General features: G+C 69.0%; 14 protein-coding genes. 11 read left to right on the forward strand and 3 right to left on the reverse strand.

Features of this window, described 5'->3' with window-relative positions:
* Positions 1-16 precede the first annotated feature (16 nt).
* The 3 genes from ABIB38_RS12600 (at position 17) to ABIB38_RS12610 (ending at position 4,542) form a co-directional block, all read left to right on the forward strand.
* Positions 17-742: a PEP_CTERM-anchored TLD domain-containing protein gene (locus ABIB38_RS12600; protein ID WP_429204303.1), complete on the forward strand. Its 726-nt coding sequence runs from the start codon at positions 17-19 to the stop codon at positions 740-742.
* A gap of 185 nt (positions 743-927) precedes the next feature.
* Positions 928-3,909 carry an ExeM/NucH family extracellular endonuclease gene (locus tag ABIB38_RS12605; protein ID WP_429204305.1) on the forward strand — a complete coding sequence of 994 codons (2,982 nt, stop codon included), beginning with the start codon at positions 928-930 and terminating at the stop codon, positions 3,907-3,909.
* Between the two features lie 12 nt (positions 3,910-3,921).
* Positions 3,922-4,542: an NF038129 family PEP-CTERM protein gene (locus tag ABIB38_RS12610; RefSeq protein WP_429204307.1), complete on the forward strand. Its 621-nt coding sequence runs from the start codon at positions 3,922-3,924 to the stop codon at positions 4,540-4,542.
* 22 nt (positions 4,543-4,564) lie between these two features.
* Here the strand turns inward: ABIB38_RS12610 and ABIB38_RS12615 are convergent, their stop codons facing one another.
* Positions 4,565-4,900, reverse strand: a complete 336-nt coding sequence (locus ABIB38_RS12615) for a hypothetical protein (RefSeq protein ID WP_429204309.1) — start codon at positions 4,898-4,900, stop codon at positions 4,565-4,567.
* A gap of 314 nt (positions 4,901-5,214) precedes the next feature.
* On the opposite strand from ABIB38_RS12615, the gene ABIB38_RS12620 reads away from it, so the two are divergent.
* Positions 5,215-5,628 (forward strand): hypothetical protein, encoded by a 414-nt coding sequence (locus ABIB38_RS12620; protein ID WP_429204310.1) that lies wholly within the window; start codon positions 5,215-5,217, stop codon positions 5,626-5,628.
* A gap of 112 nt (positions 5,629-5,740) precedes the next feature.
* On the opposite strand, the gene ABIB38_RS12625 is transcribed toward ABIB38_RS12620, so the two are convergent.
* Both ABIB38_RS12625 and ABIB38_RS12630 read right to left on the reverse strand, forming a co-directional pair.
* On the reverse strand, positions 5,741-8,887 hold the full coding sequence (locus tag ABIB38_RS12625) for a S8 family peptidase (protein WP_429204312.1): 3,147 nt from the start codon (positions 8,885-8,887) through the stop codon (positions 5,741-5,743).
* Between the two features lie 51 nt (positions 8,888-8,938).
* Entirely contained in the window at positions 8,939-9,670 is a 732-nt protein-coding gene (locus tag ABIB38_RS12630) for an NF038120 family PEP-CTERM protein (RefSeq protein WP_429204314.1), read from the reverse strand.
* Between the two features lie 407 nt (positions 9,671-10,077).
* Between ABIB38_RS12630 and gspG the strand changes: the two genes are divergently transcribed.
* The 7 genes from gspG to ABIB38_RS12665 are packed head-to-tail and all read left to right on the forward strand — an operon-like array spanning position 10,078 to position 15,940.
* Entirely contained in the window at positions 10,078-10,524 is a 447-nt protein-coding gene (gene gspG / locus ABIB38_RS12635) for a type II secretion system major pseudopilin GspG (protein ID WP_429204315.1), read from the forward strand.
* Between the two features lie 37 nt (positions 10,525-10,561).
* Positions 10,562-11,752 carry a type II secretion system F family protein gene (locus ABIB38_RS12640; RefSeq protein WP_429204316.1) on the forward strand — a complete coding sequence of 397 codons (1,191 nt, stop codon included), beginning with the start codon at positions 10,562-10,564 and terminating at the stop codon, positions 11,750-11,752.
* Positions 11,749-13,455 (forward strand): GspE/PulE family protein, encoded by a 1,707-nt coding sequence (locus ABIB38_RS12645; protein ID WP_429204317.1) that lies wholly within the window; start codon positions 11,749-11,751, stop codon positions 13,453-13,455. Before ABIB38_RS12640 ends, ABIB38_RS12645 begins: the two co-directional genes overlap by 4 nt.
* Positions 13,448-14,287, forward strand: coding sequence for a hypothetical protein (locus ABIB38_RS12650; protein ID WP_429204318.1), 840 nt, complete (start codon positions 13,448-13,450; stop codon positions 14,285-14,287). The genes ABIB38_RS12645 and ABIB38_RS12650 overlap by 8 nt, the downstream gene beginning before the upstream one ends.
* Complete coding sequence (locus tag ABIB38_RS12655) at positions 14,284-14,829, forward strand: PilN domain-containing protein (RefSeq protein WP_429204320.1); 546 nt, start codon at positions 14,284-14,286, stop codon at positions 14,827-14,829. Before ABIB38_RS12650 ends, ABIB38_RS12655 begins: the two co-directional genes overlap by 4 nt.
* Entirely contained in the window at positions 14,814-15,398 is a 585-nt protein-coding gene (locus ABIB38_RS12660) for a hypothetical protein (protein ID WP_429204322.1), read from the forward strand. Before ABIB38_RS12655 ends, ABIB38_RS12660 begins: the two co-directional genes overlap by 16 nt.
* Entirely contained in the window at positions 15,395-15,940 is a 546-nt protein-coding gene (locus ABIB38_RS12665; protein WP_429204324.1) for a hypothetical protein, read from the forward strand. The genes ABIB38_RS12660 and ABIB38_RS12665 overlap by 4 nt, the downstream gene beginning before the upstream one ends.
* Positions 15,941-15,958: the final 18 nt, after the last annotated feature.

The following is a 15,958-nucleotide window of genomic DNA, read 5'->3' on the forward strand; positions in this document are numbered from 1 at the left end:
TGCAGTCTGACGTTGCATGAACAAGATCCTGGCGCGGAGCGGTGCGGCCGCCATCCTGGTTGCAGCCGCCGGCATGGCGGCATCGTCGGCAGTGGCGCAACGAGTGTCGCAAGATGCTACGCCACTGCTCGACCCAAGCCTGAAGGGCCAGCTCGAACGCTGGCTCGGCGCCGGCCCTCTTTATCTCGAGAACGTCTATACGCGGCAGGCGGGCGACGACGCGCGCGACTTCCATGCCGCCGCGGACGGACGCGGCAGCAACTTCACCTTGATGCAGGTCGCCAACGACACCGGCGACAGCTGGGTGGTGGGCGGCTACAATCCGCGCAGCTGGTCGTCCACGGATGGCTGGCACGTTTCCGAACGTGACTGGGAACGCACCGCTTTCCTGTTCAACTACAGCACTGCGGCCGTGTATCGGCAACTGCTGCTCGATAACGTCCTGCCCAGCCAGGGCGCGCGCCAGACCTATAACTCGCCCGAACACGGCCCCACCTTCGGCGCCGGACCCGACCTCTTCGTCGACGAGCGGCTGACGACCTCCATTTCGTGGCAGCTGAGCTACGGCGACCCCGCCTTCGAAGGGCGCAGCATCATCGACGGCACCTATGGCGGGCAATTCAGGCGCGTCGAGGCGCTCGAGACCTACGCGATTTCGCTCGTACCCGAACCGCCTGCCTGGGCGCTGCTGGCCGGCGGCCTCGGGGTGGCCACCTGGGCCGCCCGGCGCCGCCGCTGCTGACGTCCGCGTTATCCTCTTTACCGATTCCCTGCGGAAACCCGACGCCGACGCGTTGGTTTGCCGCTAAGCTAGAAATTACCCTCCGTGGCTAATTTCTGGTCATCATGTTGTCAATATCCGCAATTACTATCATTCTGTTAATGAATCTGGCGGGCACATCTTGTGCGATCATTAATGGGGAATCCATGACGACTTTTGCATCCTTCGCACCGCGGCGCACGCTGCTGGCGACCTTGCTGGCGGGCCTTGCCGCCGGCGCCCACGCCGCACCCGGCGACGTGGTGATCAGCCAGCTGTATGGCGCGTCGAACAACGCCGGCGGCCAGTGGAGCCACGACTTCGTCGAGTTGTTCAACCGTAGCGAGGCCCCGGTCCGGCTCGACGGCATGAGCCTGCAATACCAGTCCGCCACTGGCGCCAACTGGGGCGCGGTGACGGTGCTTCCAGACCTGACCCTGGCGCCCGGCCAGTATTTCCTGGTCCTGGGCCGCAATGGCGGTGGTCCGAATGCGGTGGGCGAGGGCGATCTGTTCAACAACGGCCTCGACATGGCCGGTGCCGCGGGCAAGGTGGCGCTGGTCAATGGACGCACGCAGATGTCCACGCCGGAAGGCGCCAACCTGGTCGACCTGGTCGGATTCGGCACGGCCAACCGCTTCGAAGGGGCGGCCGCGCCGGCGCCGTCGACCGTCAATGCGATCGCGCGCCTGGCCCAGGGCTGCCAGGACACCGACAACAACCGCGACGACTTCGTCGCTGGCCCGGTCAACGGTCCGCGCAGCACCCGTTCGCCGTTGGCTGCCTGCGACGGCGGCGGCGCTCCCGGCATCCAGCCGATCGTGCCGAGCTGCCCGGCGGCGCTCCAGGTCGCCCAGGGCAGCGCGTCCTCGGCCCAGCTGTCGGCGGTCGACGCCGACAGCATGGTGACGCGCGCCGCCATCGTGGCCGGCGCCGTGGCCGGCATTGGCCTGGCCGACTTCGCGCCGTCGAACGCCATCGGCGGCCCTGCCGCCGCGCGCCTCATGGTCGGCGACAGGCTGGCCGGCGGCCGCTATCCGGTCCAGATCGAGTTCGCCAACACCGAAGGCGACACCGAGCGCTGCACGGTCGACGTCGCCGTCGCCGGCCAGTTGCGCATCCCGACGCTCCAGGGTTCGGGGCCGGCCAGCGCCTACGTCGGCACCGTCCAGACCACGCAGGGCGTGATCACCGCCAAGGTCGGCGCCGGCTTCTTCATCCAGGACGCGCAGGGCGACGGCGATCCATCGACGTCGGATGGCCTGTACATCTATGGCAAGACCACGGACTTGCCGGTCGGCACGCTCGTGCGCGTGACCGGCACGGTCGAGGAATACCGCCCGAGCGGCGCGACCCGCAGCTACACCGAGCTCAAGGACGTCAGCAGCATCGTGTCGCTGGGCGCCGGCCCGGCCATCGTGCCGGCCAATATCACCCTCCCGAACGCGAACCTGGCGGACGTGGAAGGCATGCTGGTGCGCTTTGCAACGCCGCTCACCGTCAACGGCAACCGCAACCTCGGCGATCGTGGCGAGCTGATCCTGGCCAACGGCCGCCGCGAGAATCCGACCAACCGGTATCCGCTCGGCTCGCCCGAGGCGCTCGCGCTCGCGCGCGAACATGCGAGCAACCAGATCGTGCTCGACGACGGCATCTTCGTGGCGCCGGCCACCATCCCCTATCTGGCGGAAGACGGCACCGTGCGCGTGGGCGACACCGTGCACGACCTGACCGGCGTGGTCGACTATGGCGCGCTGGGCGGCGGCGGCGCCGGCTTCAAGCTGCAGCCGACCGTCGCGCCGAGCTTCGCGCGCGCCAACCCGCGCACTCCGGCCCCGGCCCTGCCGGGCGCGATCAAGGTGGCCAGCGCCAATGTGCTCAATTTCTTCACCACCTTCACCGATGGCCACGACGCCTGGGGCCGCAGCGGCCAGGGCTGCACCATCGGCAACACGACTTCCGCCAGGGAGTGCCGCGGCGCCGACAACAGCGCCGAATTCGTGCGCCAGCGCGACAAGATCGTCGCCTCGCTGGCCGCACTCGATGCCGACGTGGTCGGCCTGATGGAAATCCAGAACAATGGCGACGTCGCGGTCGGCTACCTGGTCGAGCAACTGAACGCCGCCACCACGCCCGGCGCCTATGCCGTGGTGCCGAAGCCGGCGGCGCTGGGCACCGACGCGATCCGGGTGGCGATGATCTACAAGCCCGCCAGGCTGAGCCTGGCAGGCAGCGCGCTGTCGGACGGCCACGAGATCAACAACCGCCCGCCGATGGCCCAGGCATTCAGGGCCAGGCAGGGCGGCGGCGCCTTCTCGGTGATCGTGAACCACCTGAAATCGAAGGGTGGCTGCAGCGGCGCCGGTCCTGGCGACACCGACCCGGGCAACGGCGAAGGCTGCTGGGACCGTACCCGTACCGAGCAGGCCCGGCGCCTCGCCGAGTATTTCATCCCGCAGGTAGTCAAGGCGGCCGGGGATCCGGACGTGCTCGTGATCGGCGACCTGAATGCGTACGCCTTCGAGACCCCGATCAATCATCTGACGCAGCAGGCCGGCATGGTCAACCTGCTCGAACGCTTCGTGCGTCCGCACGGCATGCCGTATTCCTATGTGTTCAACGGCCTGTCGGGCTACCTCGACCATGCGCTGGCGAGCGGCTCGCTGGCGCCGCAGGTGGCGGGCGCGGTCGAATGGCACAGCAATGCCGACGAGCCGGAAACCATCGACTACAACCTGGGCGATACGGCGCAAGACCCGTACCGCAAGAACGCCTGGCGCGCCTCGGACCACGACCCGCTGGTGGTCAGCCTGAACCTGACCGGCTCGCATACCGACGTGACGGCGTCGAGCAGGATCGTGATCGGCGGCTTCAGCATCCATCGTGCGACGGGCAAGACCACCGGCAACGTCACGGTCACCAACACGAGCGGCCAGCACCTGAGCGGTCCGCTGCACCTGGTGCTGCGCGGCCTGCCGACCGGCGTCACCCTCGACAACCCGGCCGGCATGCACGAGGGCGCACCGTACGTCACGCTGCCGCAGGCCGGCATCGCGCCGGGCGCCACGGTCACGATCGCCACCGCATTCACCAATGGCGCCAAGCGCAACTTCACTTATACGCCGCAGCTGGTCTCCGGCTCGCTCTAAAGGAAAACCGACATGTCGCACTTCACCTCATCCCTTGCACCCCTGCTGCTGCGCGCGCTGCTGGCGCTGTCGATCGTGTTCGGCGCCCCGGCGGCGCTGGCCGGTCCGCTGTACCGTGTCTCGCTCGATACCTCGGCCCTGGCCGGCGCCGTCGGCTACCTCGACCTGGGCCTGAACGGCCCGCTGGACGCGGCGCCGACGGTGGCCCGCCTCGGCAACTTCAGCGGCGCCTTCCTGGACGGCGGCGTCTTGCCGTCATCGGGCAACGTCAGTGGCGACGTCGTCAACGGCGTCGTGCTGCGCAATGGTCCGGACTTCAACTTCTTCGAGCAACTCGTCGCGTTCGGCGGCCTGTTCAGCTTCGACGTCGAGTTCGACCTGGGCGAGGGCGTCAACGGCACCCTGTTCAGCGTCGCCTTCATCGACGACGCCTACCATTACCTGGGCGCCGCCGGCAATGTGGTCGAGATGAACCTGGTTGCGGGCGAGCCGGTCGCGCTGCAACTGGTGGACCCGGCCTTCGCCAGCGTGGCGGAGGTGCCGGAGCCGGGCGCCTGGCTGCTGGTCGCGAGCGGCCTGTTCCTGCTGGCCGCGACGCGCCGCCCGCTCCCGCTCCCGCTCCCGCGGCGCTAACGCCGACGCCGGCGCGCCGAGCTCAGGACTGGGGCAGGCCGGCCTCGCGCGCGGCGCGGCGCTGGGCATCGATGCGCCAGGCTTCGGCATTGCCGTCGATGATGCGCAGGCTGACGCAGCCTTCGGCGGCGCAGTCGGGCGCGGGCATCGTCGCCGAGGCGAGGGTGGCGGTGGTGGCAATGAGCGGGGCGCCTGGCGCCGGGTTCGGTCCGGTTGCCGGCGTCCCGGCGAAGGCGGATGCTCCAGCAATGGTGGCAGCCGCCGCGGTGCGGGCCGTCGTGTCGAGGTCGTACTCGCCGCCGCAGGCAGCCAGCAGGGAGGTCAGGAAGAAGGCGATGAGGGGGCGCAGGAGGGTCATCTATGAACTCGAACAAGCTCGTCTTTAACGAAGCCATTGTAATAAGTAAAATTTCCCTGCGGTCAATTTTTGTGTCTGCGAACTTTTAGGCTCACAGCGGATGAGATACGGGATGTGAGCGGGATGCGCGACGTTCACTCCGTTTGCCTGTAATTGAGAAATATATCTACATGGAAATAGAAAATGTATTTAGGAAATAAATTAGGCTTGGTGGTGTTCCGTAAGGTGTGCGCAACAGGCGGACGATACATCCGGACACAGTTGGTCAATCCGATCCGCTTGACCAGCCTTACCGTGCGCGCGAAGATGGCGGCATGAAAAAACTCCTCCTTATCCTCGTGTTGGGCGCCACTGCCGCCTGCACCACCCAGGCCCACGATCCGGCCCAGCCGCCGGTGAAAGACGGCGCGGCGCCGGTCGTCGCGCTCCAGCCCGGCGCCACCGTGTCCGAGATCAAGCGTCTGATCGGCACGCCCACCTGCAGCGACAATGCGCAATGCCGCTCGCTCCCGGTCGGCGCGCTGGCCTGCGGCGGCCCGCAGGAATACCTGCCGTATTCGACCGCGACGACCGACGGGAAGGCGCTCCTGGCGCTGGCCGAACGTTCGAAGACCGAGCGCCAGGCCGAGATCCAGCGTACCGGCGAGATGTCGATCTGCATCCACCGCCCCGACCCGGGCGCCGTCTGCGTCGCCGGCGCTTGCCAGCTGGGTTCGCCGGCAGCCTGATTGGCTCCGCAGTCCGTCAATAGTCCGCCAAAAATAGCCCACCAAAAAAGACAAAGCGCGCCGGGGCGCGCTTTGTCCATTCGGCCGGGGCCATGGGCCCCGTCTCCTTCAATTACACGCCGACGTCCTTCTCCTTGACGCGCTGCGGACGCTCGGCCTTCGGCACCGGCTGGTTGGTCTCGACCTGCAGCACGGTGGTCGAGCCGATCGCGCCGCTGGCGTCCAGCAGGCGCACGCCGCCCAGGAAGCGCTTGCCGCTCGGCAGGCCGGACCAGCTCACCGCCACCGTCGCCTTGCCGCCGGCATACACGGTGGCCGGCACCATGGCGCGCAGGTTGCCGCCCTTGTCGGTGGTATTGACGACCACCGCATGCAGGCCATACGAGGTGGTGCCGCCGGAGGCGGTGCTGTAGCCCAGCGTGCAGACGCGGTAGTTGCCTGCCGGCGGGGCCGCCAGCGCGATCGTTTCGTCCGAGCCGTAGCTGGCGGAGTAGGCGACCAGCTGGCCGGCCGCGTTCACCATCACCAGGTCGAGGTCGTCCCCACCCTGGCCGCTGGTATCGCGGTCGAACAGCTCGAATTGCGCCGCCACCGTGTCGGCGGTGAAGGTCACCGGCAGCACGCGGGCGCCGTACAGGCCGCGGTGGCAGGCGTCGGCCATCAGGCTCAGCGTGTCGAGGCTGCCATCCGGCGCCGGCGCGATGGTGTTTGCCGTGCGCACGATTTCCTTCAGGCCGCCGACGGTCGCTCCCATCTTGCCGGCGAAGCCGGTGGTGATGGACAGGGCCTTGCTGCCGCTGGCGCGGTCGCTCGAGATGAACGTCGGGGCGATGATCAGCCTGCCCGAGCGGGCCACGACCGGGCTGCGCACGGTATGGCCGCCGCCGGTCCAGGTCAGCGAACCGAACTGCCAGGCGTTTTCGGGCGCGCCGTTACGGGTCAGGGTCACCGTGAACGACTTGGTCTGGCCCGGCTCGATCGCCAGCGTGGCCGGGGTCACGACGGCGCTATAACCCGGCACCGAGATCTGCGAGGTGAAGCTCGACGCGCTGGTGCTGACGTTGGTCACCGAACGGGTGACCCTCACCGAACCGAGCACGTTGCCGACGGAGATCGACGGCAGGTTCAGGTCGTAGCCGGGGATCTGGCCGCCCGCGCACTGGGTGGCGACGCCGGCGCCGCACAGGTATTTGCGGTAGTCGGCTTCGGCGATGTCGTACACCAGGCCCGGGTCGAGCGCGGCGGTCGGGTTGACGTGGCCCGCGCCCTGCGCGAACGGCAGCCCGCCGCGGATGTCGCCGGTCAGCGTATCCGGGAAGGTGTCGGTCGCGGTGGTCATCATTGCCGACTTGATCATCGCCGGCGACCAGGTCGGGTATTTCTGGCGCACCAGGGCGCTCACGCCGGCCACGTGCGGCGCCGACATCGAGGTGCCCTGCAACGACACGAACTCGACCGGCGGCACCAGGGTGCCGTTGACGATGTCGTCACGCTGTTCCTGGGTCAGGCCCGGCGTGCCGCCGGCGATGATGTCCACGCCCGGCGCGGTGATGTCCGGCTTGAGCACGTTGGCGTCGGCGCGGTTCGGGCCGCGCGACGAGAAGCCGGCCATGATCGGGGCATTCAGCCTCGATACGCCGACCACGAACTTGCTGATCGCGGCGGTGGCGCTGGCGGCGCTCGCGGCCGCGTAGCTGCGGATCGCCTGGCCGTCGGCCTGGGTGACGTGGACCGAGGGCACCGAGTGCCTGTCGGCGACCAGGCCGGCGCCGTTGTCGACCTGGATCATGCCGACGCCGCCGGCTTCGCGCACCGCGCGGCTCTTGTCGACCCGGTCGTTCTCGCCGCGGTTGCAGATCACCACCTTGCCGGCCACCTTGGCCGGGTCGAGCACGGGCTGGCCGCCGTTGAACGAGGCGCTGTAGCACAGGGCGAGGCGGTTGGCGTTGGCGCCCGGCAGGCCGACGCTGGAGGCGTCGACGACCGGCTCGGCCGGCAGCGGCGTGGTATTCATCGAGGCGCCGGTGTATTTCTGGCCGTTGCCCAGGGTGACCGTCGCCTGGAATTCGCGGTTGTGGGTCGAGGCGCCGACCGTGGTGTGCCACGGGCTGATGTGGGCCACCTGGTTGCCCGGTCCGTCGTTGCCGGCCGAGGCGACGGCCACGACGCCGGCGTTGGCGGCGCCGAAGAAGGCCTGCTCGACCGGATCGGTGACGCTGGTGCCGCCGCTGATCGAGAAGTTGATCACGTGGACGCCGTCGGCGACGGCCTTCTCGATCGCGGCCACGCTGTCGCCGACGTAGCAGCTGTTGCGGCGGCCGATCGCCACGCTGGGGTCGACATAGGTCCAGCACACCTTGTAGGAAGCGATGCGCGCCCGTGGCGCGACGCCCGACATTTCGCCGACGTTGACGCCGGCCATGGTCACGTCCACGCCATGGTTGCCGCCGGCGGTGGTCGAGGTGTGGGTGCCGTGGCTGCCCTCGCCGACGTCGCCGCCGAGCGAATCGCGCGGCGAGGAGCGGAATTCGCTCCAGTGGGCGGTGCGGCCGACGCTCAGGAACGTATTGTCGAAGTATTGCGCGCCGATCAGCTTGTTGTTGCAGTGGGCGGTGGTGAAGCCTTCGCCGGTCTGGCAATCGCCCTGCCAGCGCGCCGGCGGCGCCGAATAGGCCAGGCTGCCGCTGGTGTCGTGGGTCGGCTTGCCGTTGGCGTCCACGCGGTCGGCGTAGGACAGGTGCTCGGGCCAGATGCCGGTGTCGACGATGCCGATGATGACGTCTTCGCCGGCCTCGGTCACGCCGCCGAGCTTGGACCAGGCGCCGTTCGGGCCGGTCAGCTTGAGGAAGTCACGGGTGGACACGGTGGTCACTTCGCGCGGCACGTCGGGCGTGACCGCCAGCACGTCGCCGCGGACCATCAGGGCGCGCACTTCGGCGTCGGTCAGCATGGCGGAGAAGCCGTTGAGCACCACCTTGTAGTCGTGCACAACTGGCGCGCCGCCGATGGCGGCGCGCACGGCGGCCTTCTTCTGGGCCAGGTAGCCGCTGTAGAGCTGGACGCTGGCGCTGTTCAGGTCAAGGCGCTGGCCCTGGCGCGGCTGGGTGGCGGCCAGGCCGCTGACGCTGCCGTCATAGGAGGCGATCGGCTTGTCGGTCAGTTGCACGACATAGGGCCGGCGGACGTCGTCGGCCTGGACTGCCAGCGACAGGCCGCTCAGTGCGAACAGGATGGCGGCGGAAATTGGGCGAAGTTTCATGGATGCATGTCCTTGGATTCTGCGGGGTTCGGCGTTGGTGTGACGGTGTGCTCAGGCATTGCGGCGGCGGGCGCGGGCGGCAAGACCCAGCAGGCCAAGACCGAACAGCGCGAGGCTGGCCGGCTCCGGCACCTCGGCCAGCGCGTCTTCGAGCACCAGGTTGTCGATGGCGAACTGGCCGCGGTTGCTCTGGAATGCCGAGCAGTTGCCGGAGGTGTCGCAGGTAAAGCCGAACATGGCCATGCTCACGAAGGCGGTGTTGGCGAAGGTCTCGAACGGCGAATAGCGGCCGAACAGGAAGCCTTGCGCGCTGGGGCCGTCGAGCAGCAGGTCTTGCACCATATAGCCGCCGTCGGCCAGGAAGCCCTGCATCCGCAGCAGGCCGGAATAGATCGGATAACCGCCCAGGGCCGCATCCAGGCCGATGAAGCTGGCGTCGATCGACTTGACCATGAAGGAGCCGCCGGCGGCTTCGGAATCGACCCAGACGATGCTGTCGTTGAAGGCGCCGTAATAGCCGCCTTCGCCGTTGACCGGGCACGCCATGCCGACGCAGTAACCCGGATCGCTGGTGTCGACGATCGCGCCGACCAGGCTGCCCACGTCCGCCGGGTTGTAGGCTTCGAAGGTCAGCCTGTACCCTTGCTCCTGCCAGCTGTCGCCGCTGCCGAACAGCATGCCCGCGCCGGCGTCGAAATTGATGTTCGCGCCTTGGGCCGGAGCGGCGATCGCCGCGGCGCCGAGGGCGGCGGCGGCGAACTTGGTCAGGGAGGGTAATGCCATGTGCGATTTCCGAGTCATGATTTGCCTTTGTGGTTGGGATTTCTCTCGCCTGGGTAGGGCGGGGCACTGCGGGTGGCACCTGAGTTTCAGGTTGCCAAGAAATATATCAATGGCAGTAAGAAAAGTGTAAAAAAGTTTAACAAGCAATATTTTGACTTTCCACAACTTGCATTGATTAAATTCGGTTTCTCCTATGGGCAATCATTATTTCCGCCCTGTGGGCGCCTGTTTGAAATACGCATCAGCTGAATTTAGGCGAGGTTATTGGCCGAAATTAATCGGGTTGTTAATCCGGTTGCGTCTTGCATCGGGATGGTGTTTTTTTGAAAAGAACAGTTGTCGCCGCGCTCGGCAGCGTGTTACCTTTCACGGGCAGGATTTCAAAGAAGCAATCTAGGAGTCGCTTGATGGTTTTTGCTAAGAAACAGGGCGCCGTCGTCCGCATTGGGCGCAGCGCGGGCTTCACGCTGCTGGAGCTGCTGGTGGTGATCGTCATCATCGGCCTGCTCGCCGCCTACGTCGGACCCAAGTACTTCTCGCAGCTCGGCAAATCCGAAGTCACCGCCGCCCGCGCCCAGATCGACGCCTTCGACAAGACCCTCGACACCTACCGGCTCGACGTCGGCCGTTATCCGACGACGGAAGAAGGCCTGGCCGCCCTCATGACGGCGCCGCCGAGCGCCGGCGCCAAATGGAACGGCCCCTATCTGAAGAAGGCGATTCCGCCCGACCCCTGGGGCAATCCCTACCAGTACCGCGCCCCGGGCGCCCGCGGCGACTACGAAGTGCTGTCCCTCGGCAAGGATGGACAGCCGGGCGGGACCGGCGACAACGCCGACATCACCTCGAACTGACTTTTTTCCGCCATACCGCAACCTCGCCGGGCATCCCATGCAGTTCGCCGTTCGTACCCTCGCGCCCGATATGTCGATCTCGAACGTCGTCGTCGACGCGCTCGACGCCCAGGACGCGCGCCGCCAGGTCGAGGCGCGCGGCCTGTTCGTCAGCGCCGTCGAGCCGGCGCGCGGGGCGGCGCTGGCGCGCCCCGGCAGGGCCGGCAAGCTCTCCCTCGTGCTGTTCAGCCAGGAGTTGCTGGCCTTGCTCAACGCGGGCCTGGGCATCGTCGAAAGCCTGGAGGCCCTGCTCGAGAAGGAGGCCGCGCCGGCCACGCGCGGCGTACTGGAACGGCTGCTGGGCGGCCTGCGCGAAGGCAAGCGCTTTTCCAGCGTGCTGGCGGCCCAGCCGGCCCTGTTTCCGCCGCTGTACGTCGGCATCGTGCGCGCCGCCGAAGGCACCAGCGACCTGCCGCGCGCGCTGGCGCGGTATATCGACTACCAGCAGCGCATCGACACCGTGCGTTCCAAGATCGTCAGCGCCTCGATCTATCCGGTGATCCTGTTGATGGTCGGCGGCGGCGTCAGCGCCTTCCTGATCGGCTACGTGGTGCCGAAGTTCGCCGAGGTCTACCACGGGGCCGGGCGCGACCTGCCGTGGATGTCGCAACTGATGCTGGACTGGGGCCAGTTCGCTGCCGGCCACGGCAGCGCGATCCTGGTCGCCGCGGCGCTGCTGGTCGCCGGCCTGGTTGCCGGCGTGCGCCATTTGCTGCGCAGCGGCGGCATGGCGCGCCTGCTGGCCCGCCTGCCGGGCATCGGCGAGCGGGCCCGCGTCTACGAGCTGTCGCGCCTGTACCTGACCCTGGGCATGCTGACCGAGGGCGGCATCACCATCGTCGGCGCGATCGAGACGGTGCAGCCGATGGTGTCCAGCCAGCTGGCGCGCAACCTGGCCGCGGCGCGCGCCGCGATCGAGGCCGGCCAGCCGCTGTCGAACGCCTTCGAGGCGCAGGGCCTGACCACGCCGATCTCGCTGCGCATGCTGCGCGTGGGCGAGCGTACCGGCGACATGGGCCCGATGCTCACGCAGTCGGCCGCCTTCTACGACGGCGAGATCGGACGCTGGATCGACCGCTTCACGCGCACTTTCGAGCCGCTCCTGATGGCCGCCATCGGCCTGGTGGTGGGCGCCATCGTGGTGCTGCTGTACATGCCGATCTTCGACCTGGCGGGAGACATGTCGTGAACACCGCGATCGACGCCGGCCACGCCGAACCCTTCGACACGGCGCTGCTGGCGCGCGCCCGCGCCGCCGCCGCCGTCTCGCGGCGCGGCCTGGTGCCCGAGCTCGAAGCCCTGACCGGGCGCGACCCGCGCGAATTGGTGCGCGAGCTGGCCGCGCCGTTCGGCCTGCCGGTGATGGAGACCGGCGCGATGCTGGCGCTGGCTCCGGCCTTTGAACTGTTGCCGCTGGCCCAGGCGCTGTCGCGCCACTGCGCGCTGCTGCGCCATCCGGATGGGCGCCTGACCGGCGTGCTGGCCGATCCCTTCGACCTCGACCTGCAGACCTGGCTCGGGGCCCAGGCGCGCGCCAGCGCCAGGGAGCCGCTGGACCTGTGCCTGGCGTTGCAGTCCGACATCCAGGCCTATCTGTCGAAGCAGGAAGAGTCGGCGCGCGCCGTCGATGCGCTGGTGGGCGGCGCCCAGGACGCGCGGCGCGACGGCAAGACCGGCACCGTGCTGTCCTTCGCCTCGGTGTCGGAAGCGGGCAGCCCGGCCGTCAAGCTGGTCAACTCGACCCTGTACGACGCCCTGAAGGCCGGCGCCTCGGACATCCACCTGGAGAGCACCGCCGGCGGGCTGGCCGTCAAATACCGGGTCGATGGCGTGCTCGATCACGCCGCCACCGTGGGCGGCACCGAGCTGGCCGAGCACATCATCTCGCGCCTGAAGGTGCTGGCCGAACTCGACATCGCCGAGCGCCGCGTCCCGCAGGACGGCAGCTTCCGGGTCGAGGCGGGCGGGCGCGACATCGACCTGCGGGTCTCGATCATGCCGAGCATCCACGGCGAGGATGCGGTGATCCGCATCCTCGACAAGCGCGCCATGATCGAGGCCTATGGCGCGCTCACGCTCGAGGCGCTGGGCTTTGACGCCCCATCCCTGGCGACCTTGCGCCACCTGGCCCGGGAGGCCTACGGCATGCTGCTGGTGACGGGGCCCACCGGCTCGGGCAAGACCACGACCCTGTACGCGGCGCTGACCGAGATCCACAACGGCCGCGAGAAGATCATCACGATCGAGGATCCGGTCGAATACCAGCTGCCGGGCATCCTGCAGATCCCGGTCAATGAAAAGAAGGGGCTCACCTTCGCCAAGGGCCTGCGTTCGATCCTGCGCCACGACCCGGACAAGATCATGGTGGGCGAGATCCGCGACCGCGAGACCGCCGAGATCGCGGTGCAGTCGGCGCTGACCGGCCACCTGGTGCTCACCACCGTCCACGCCAACAATGTGTTCGACGTGTTCGGCCGCTTCACCCACATGGGCATCGATCCGTATGCGTTCGTCTCGGCGCTGAACGGCATCTGGGCCCAGCGCCTGATCCGCATGTGCTGCCCGCGCTGCGCCGAGCGCTATGAGCCGAGCGCGCAGGAGCTGGCCTCGGTGCACCTGGCGCGCGACGAGGTGGCGGACTACGTCTTCATGCGCGGCACGGGTTGCGGCGACTGCCGCGGCACCGGTTACAAGGGGCGCCGTTCGATCGCCGAGATATTGACCCTGAACGATGAGATCCGCGAACTGATCGTCGACAAGCAGCCGATCCGCCGCATCAAGGCCGCGGCCCACGCCAACGGCACCCGCAGCCTGCGCCTGGCGGCGCTCGACCTGGTGCGGCGCGGCGCCACCACGATCGACGAGATCAAGCGGGTGACCCTGCATGCGTAGACTGCGCTTTTCCCCTGGCTTTTCCGCGCCGTTGCCGCGCCTGGGGCAGGCACTGCGCCTGGGGGTGGCCGCGGGCGGCCTGGCCCTGGTCAAGACCAGCCGCCTGTTCGGCGGCGCGCCGCTGGCCCTGGCCGAGCAGCCGCTCGACCTGTTTGCCCCGGACGCGCTGGCCCGTGGCCTGCGCATGCTGCTGTCCGACCTGCCGGTCAAGGGCTGGCCGGTGAGCGTGGTGCTGGCCGACGAGCTGGTGCGCCTGTGGCAAGTGCCGCCGCCGCCGGGCGCGACCCGGATGGGCGACCTGGAGGCGGCCGCCGCGCTGCGCTTCCAGCACCTGTTCGGGGCCGCGGGCAGCGAGTGGACGATCAGCGCCGACTGGGATGCGGTCGATCCCTTCCTGGCCGCGGCGGCGCCCCGGGCCCTGCTCGACGCGCTGGCGGCGGCCGCCCGCGAACACGGCTTCCACCTGGTCGAGGTGAGTCCGCAATTCGTCGCCGCCATGAACGCCTGGCGCCGCGAACGGCGGAGCAGCGCCTGGTTCGGCCTGGTCCATGGTGGCGTGTTGTCGCTGGCGGCCTACGACGGCCGCAAGCTGGCGGCGGTGCGCAGCAGCCCGATCCCGGCGGGGGCCGACCGCCAGTGGCTCGAGTCTCATCTTGCGCGCGAAGCGCTGCGGGTCGGGATCGCACGGCCCGAGCGATTGCAGTTGAGCGGCGCCGCGCCCGCCGCCTGGGCCAGCAGCCCGGGGCGGCTGAAGTTCGCCTGCAGCCTGCTCGAGCAGGCGGACGACTGGTCGGAACTGGCGCGCCTGGCGCGCACGGGAGTAGCGGCATGAGGCGCACCCGCATCGATTTCGCGCCGCCGAGCCTGCGCCGCACGCTGTTTCGCGCGCCGCCAACCCTGGTCTATGCGCTGCCGGGCGTGCTGGCGCTGTGCATTCCGGCGCTGGTCATGACGCAGCGCTATGTTGAACGACAGGACGAAGTGCGCAGCCTACAAGCGGCGCTGGCGGCGCGCAGCGCGCCGGCGCCCGTGGCCGCGCCGCCGACCCCCAGGGTCGTGGTGTCGGCGGCCCAGGCCGGCGCCGTCAACGCCGCCATCCTGCAGCTGAACCTGCCGTGGCGCGACCTGGCGGCGGCGCTGGGCGAAGCCACGCCGACCACGATCGCGCTGCTGGCGCTGGAGCCGGACGCCAGGCGGCGCACGGTGCGCATCAGCGCCGAGGCGCGCTCGAGCGACGAGATGCTGGCCTATATCACGCGCCTGCAGGCCGAGGAATGGTTCAGCAGCGTGGTGCTGCTGCGCCACGAGGTGATGGAGCAGGACCCGAACCGCCCGCTGCGGTTCCAGGTCAGCGTGCAGTGGGGGGACTCTTGAAGGCGGGGGCGTTGCTGCTGCGCGCGCGCCTGCTGCTGGCGCGCGTCGACCCGCTGGTGGCGCTGGTGCTGGCGCTGCTGGTGGCCGGCGCCGCGGTCCAGCTGGCGCTGGTGCCGGCGCGCGCGCAACTGAACGAAGACTACGAGGCGGCGCGGCGCGCGGCGCGCACGCCGCTGCCGCCGCAGGCTGCCGCCGCGCCGGCGCCGCCCGACAACGACGAGAACCTGCAGCACTTCTATGCATCCCTGGGCGAGCGCCGCGGCGTGGAGCGCCAGTTGAAGCAAGTGTTCGCGCTGGCCGAGCGCCACGGCCTGGCGCTGCGCCAGGGCGAATACCGCGCCACGGACGAGCGCAATGCGAAGCTGGTCGCCTACCAGGTCAACCTGCCGGTCAAGGGCAGCTACGGCGCGATCTGGCAGTTCGCGATGGACGTGCTGCGCGCGATCCCGCATGCCTCGCTGGACGACGTGGCCTTCCGCCGCGACAGCGTGGGCGAGGCCGGGGTCGAGGCGCGCCTGCGCCTGACCCTTTATCTTGCCAATGAGTTCGCCGAGGGCGGCAAGCCATGAAGCCGCGCCACATCGTCATGGGCGTGGCGCTGGCGCTCGCCGCCGGCCTGGCCGTGTTTGGCGACAAGGCGCCGCAGACGGAACTGGCGGAACCGGTCGAGCGCGCCGCGGCTGCGCCGCCCGCAGCGCCGCCACGCAGCGCCGCGCCGTCCATCGGGAAAACCGGCGACGACGTCGCCATCGCGCGCCTGATCCCGCGCGAGACCCTGATCGGCGCCAGCGGGGATCGCTTCGGGGAGGGAGAAAACAGCCTGTTCGCGCGCCATGACTGGACGCCGCCGCCCCCGCCGCCATCGAACGAGCCGCCGCCCCCGCCGCCGCCGCCGAGCGCGCCGCCGCTGCCGTTCACCTACATCGGCAAGTCGCTGCAGGACGGCGTGTGGCAAATCTACCTGGCGCGCGGCGAACGCACCTATCTCGTCAACGATGGCGACACCATCGACGGCACCTACCGCGTGGACGCGATCCGTCCGCCGGTGCTGACCCTGACCTACCTGCCGCTGGAACAACGACAGCAGCTCAATATTGGAGTATTCGACTGATGGTGCGAACCCGGATCC

The sequence above is a fragment of the Massilia sp. UYP11 genome (genome assembly GCF_050434805.1).
Classification (GTDB): domain Bacteria; phylum Pseudomonadota; class Gammaproteobacteria; order Burkholderiales; family Burkholderiaceae_D; genus Telluria.

Coding starts and splice junctions, on each gene's coding strand:
- ABIB38_RS12600 (WP_429204303.1), top strand. CDS start 17: ATGAACAAGATCCTGGCGCGGAGCGGTGCGGCCGCCATCCTGGTTGCA.
- ABIB38_RS12605 (WP_429204305.1), top strand. CDS start 928: ATGACGACTTTTGCATCCTTCGCACCGCGGCGCACGCTGCTGGCGACC.
- ABIB38_RS12610 (WP_429204307.1), top strand. CDS start 3,922: ATGTCGCACTTCACCTCATCCCTTGCACCCCTGCTGCTGCGCGCGCTG.
- ABIB38_RS12615 (WP_429204309.1), bottom strand. CDS start 4,900: ATGACCCTCCTGCGCCCCCTCATCGCCTTCTTCCTGACCTCCCTGCTG.
- ABIB38_RS12620 (WP_429204310.1), top strand. CDS start 5,215: ATGAAAAAACTCCTCCTTATCCTCGTGTTGGGCGCCACTGCCGCCTGC.
- ABIB38_RS12625 (WP_429204312.1), bottom strand. CDS start 8,887: ATGAAACTTCGCCCAATTTCCGCCGCCATCCTGTTCGCACTGAGCGGC.
- ABIB38_RS12630 (WP_429204314.1), bottom strand. CDS start 9,670: ATGGCATTACCCTCCCTGACCAAGTTCGCCGCCGCCGCCCTCGGCGCC.
- gspG (WP_429204315.1), top strand. CDS start 10,078: ATGGTTTTTGCTAAGAAACAGGGCGCCGTCGTCCGCATTGGGCGCAGC.
- ABIB38_RS12640 (WP_429204316.1), top strand. CDS start 10,562: ATGCAGTTCGCCGTTCGTACCCTCGCGCCCGATATGTCGATCTCGAAC.
- ABIB38_RS12650 (WP_429204318.1), top strand. CDS start 13,448: ATGCGTAGACTGCGCTTTTCCCCTGGCTTTTCCGCGCCGTTGCCGCGC.
- ABIB38_RS12655 (WP_429204320.1), top strand. CDS start 14,284: ATGAGGCGCACCCGCATCGATTTCGCGCCGCCGAGCCTGCGCCGCACG.
- ABIB38_RS12665 (WP_429204324.1), top strand. CDS start 15,395: ATGAAGCCGCGCCACATCGTCATGGGCGTGGCGCTGGCGCTCGCCGCC.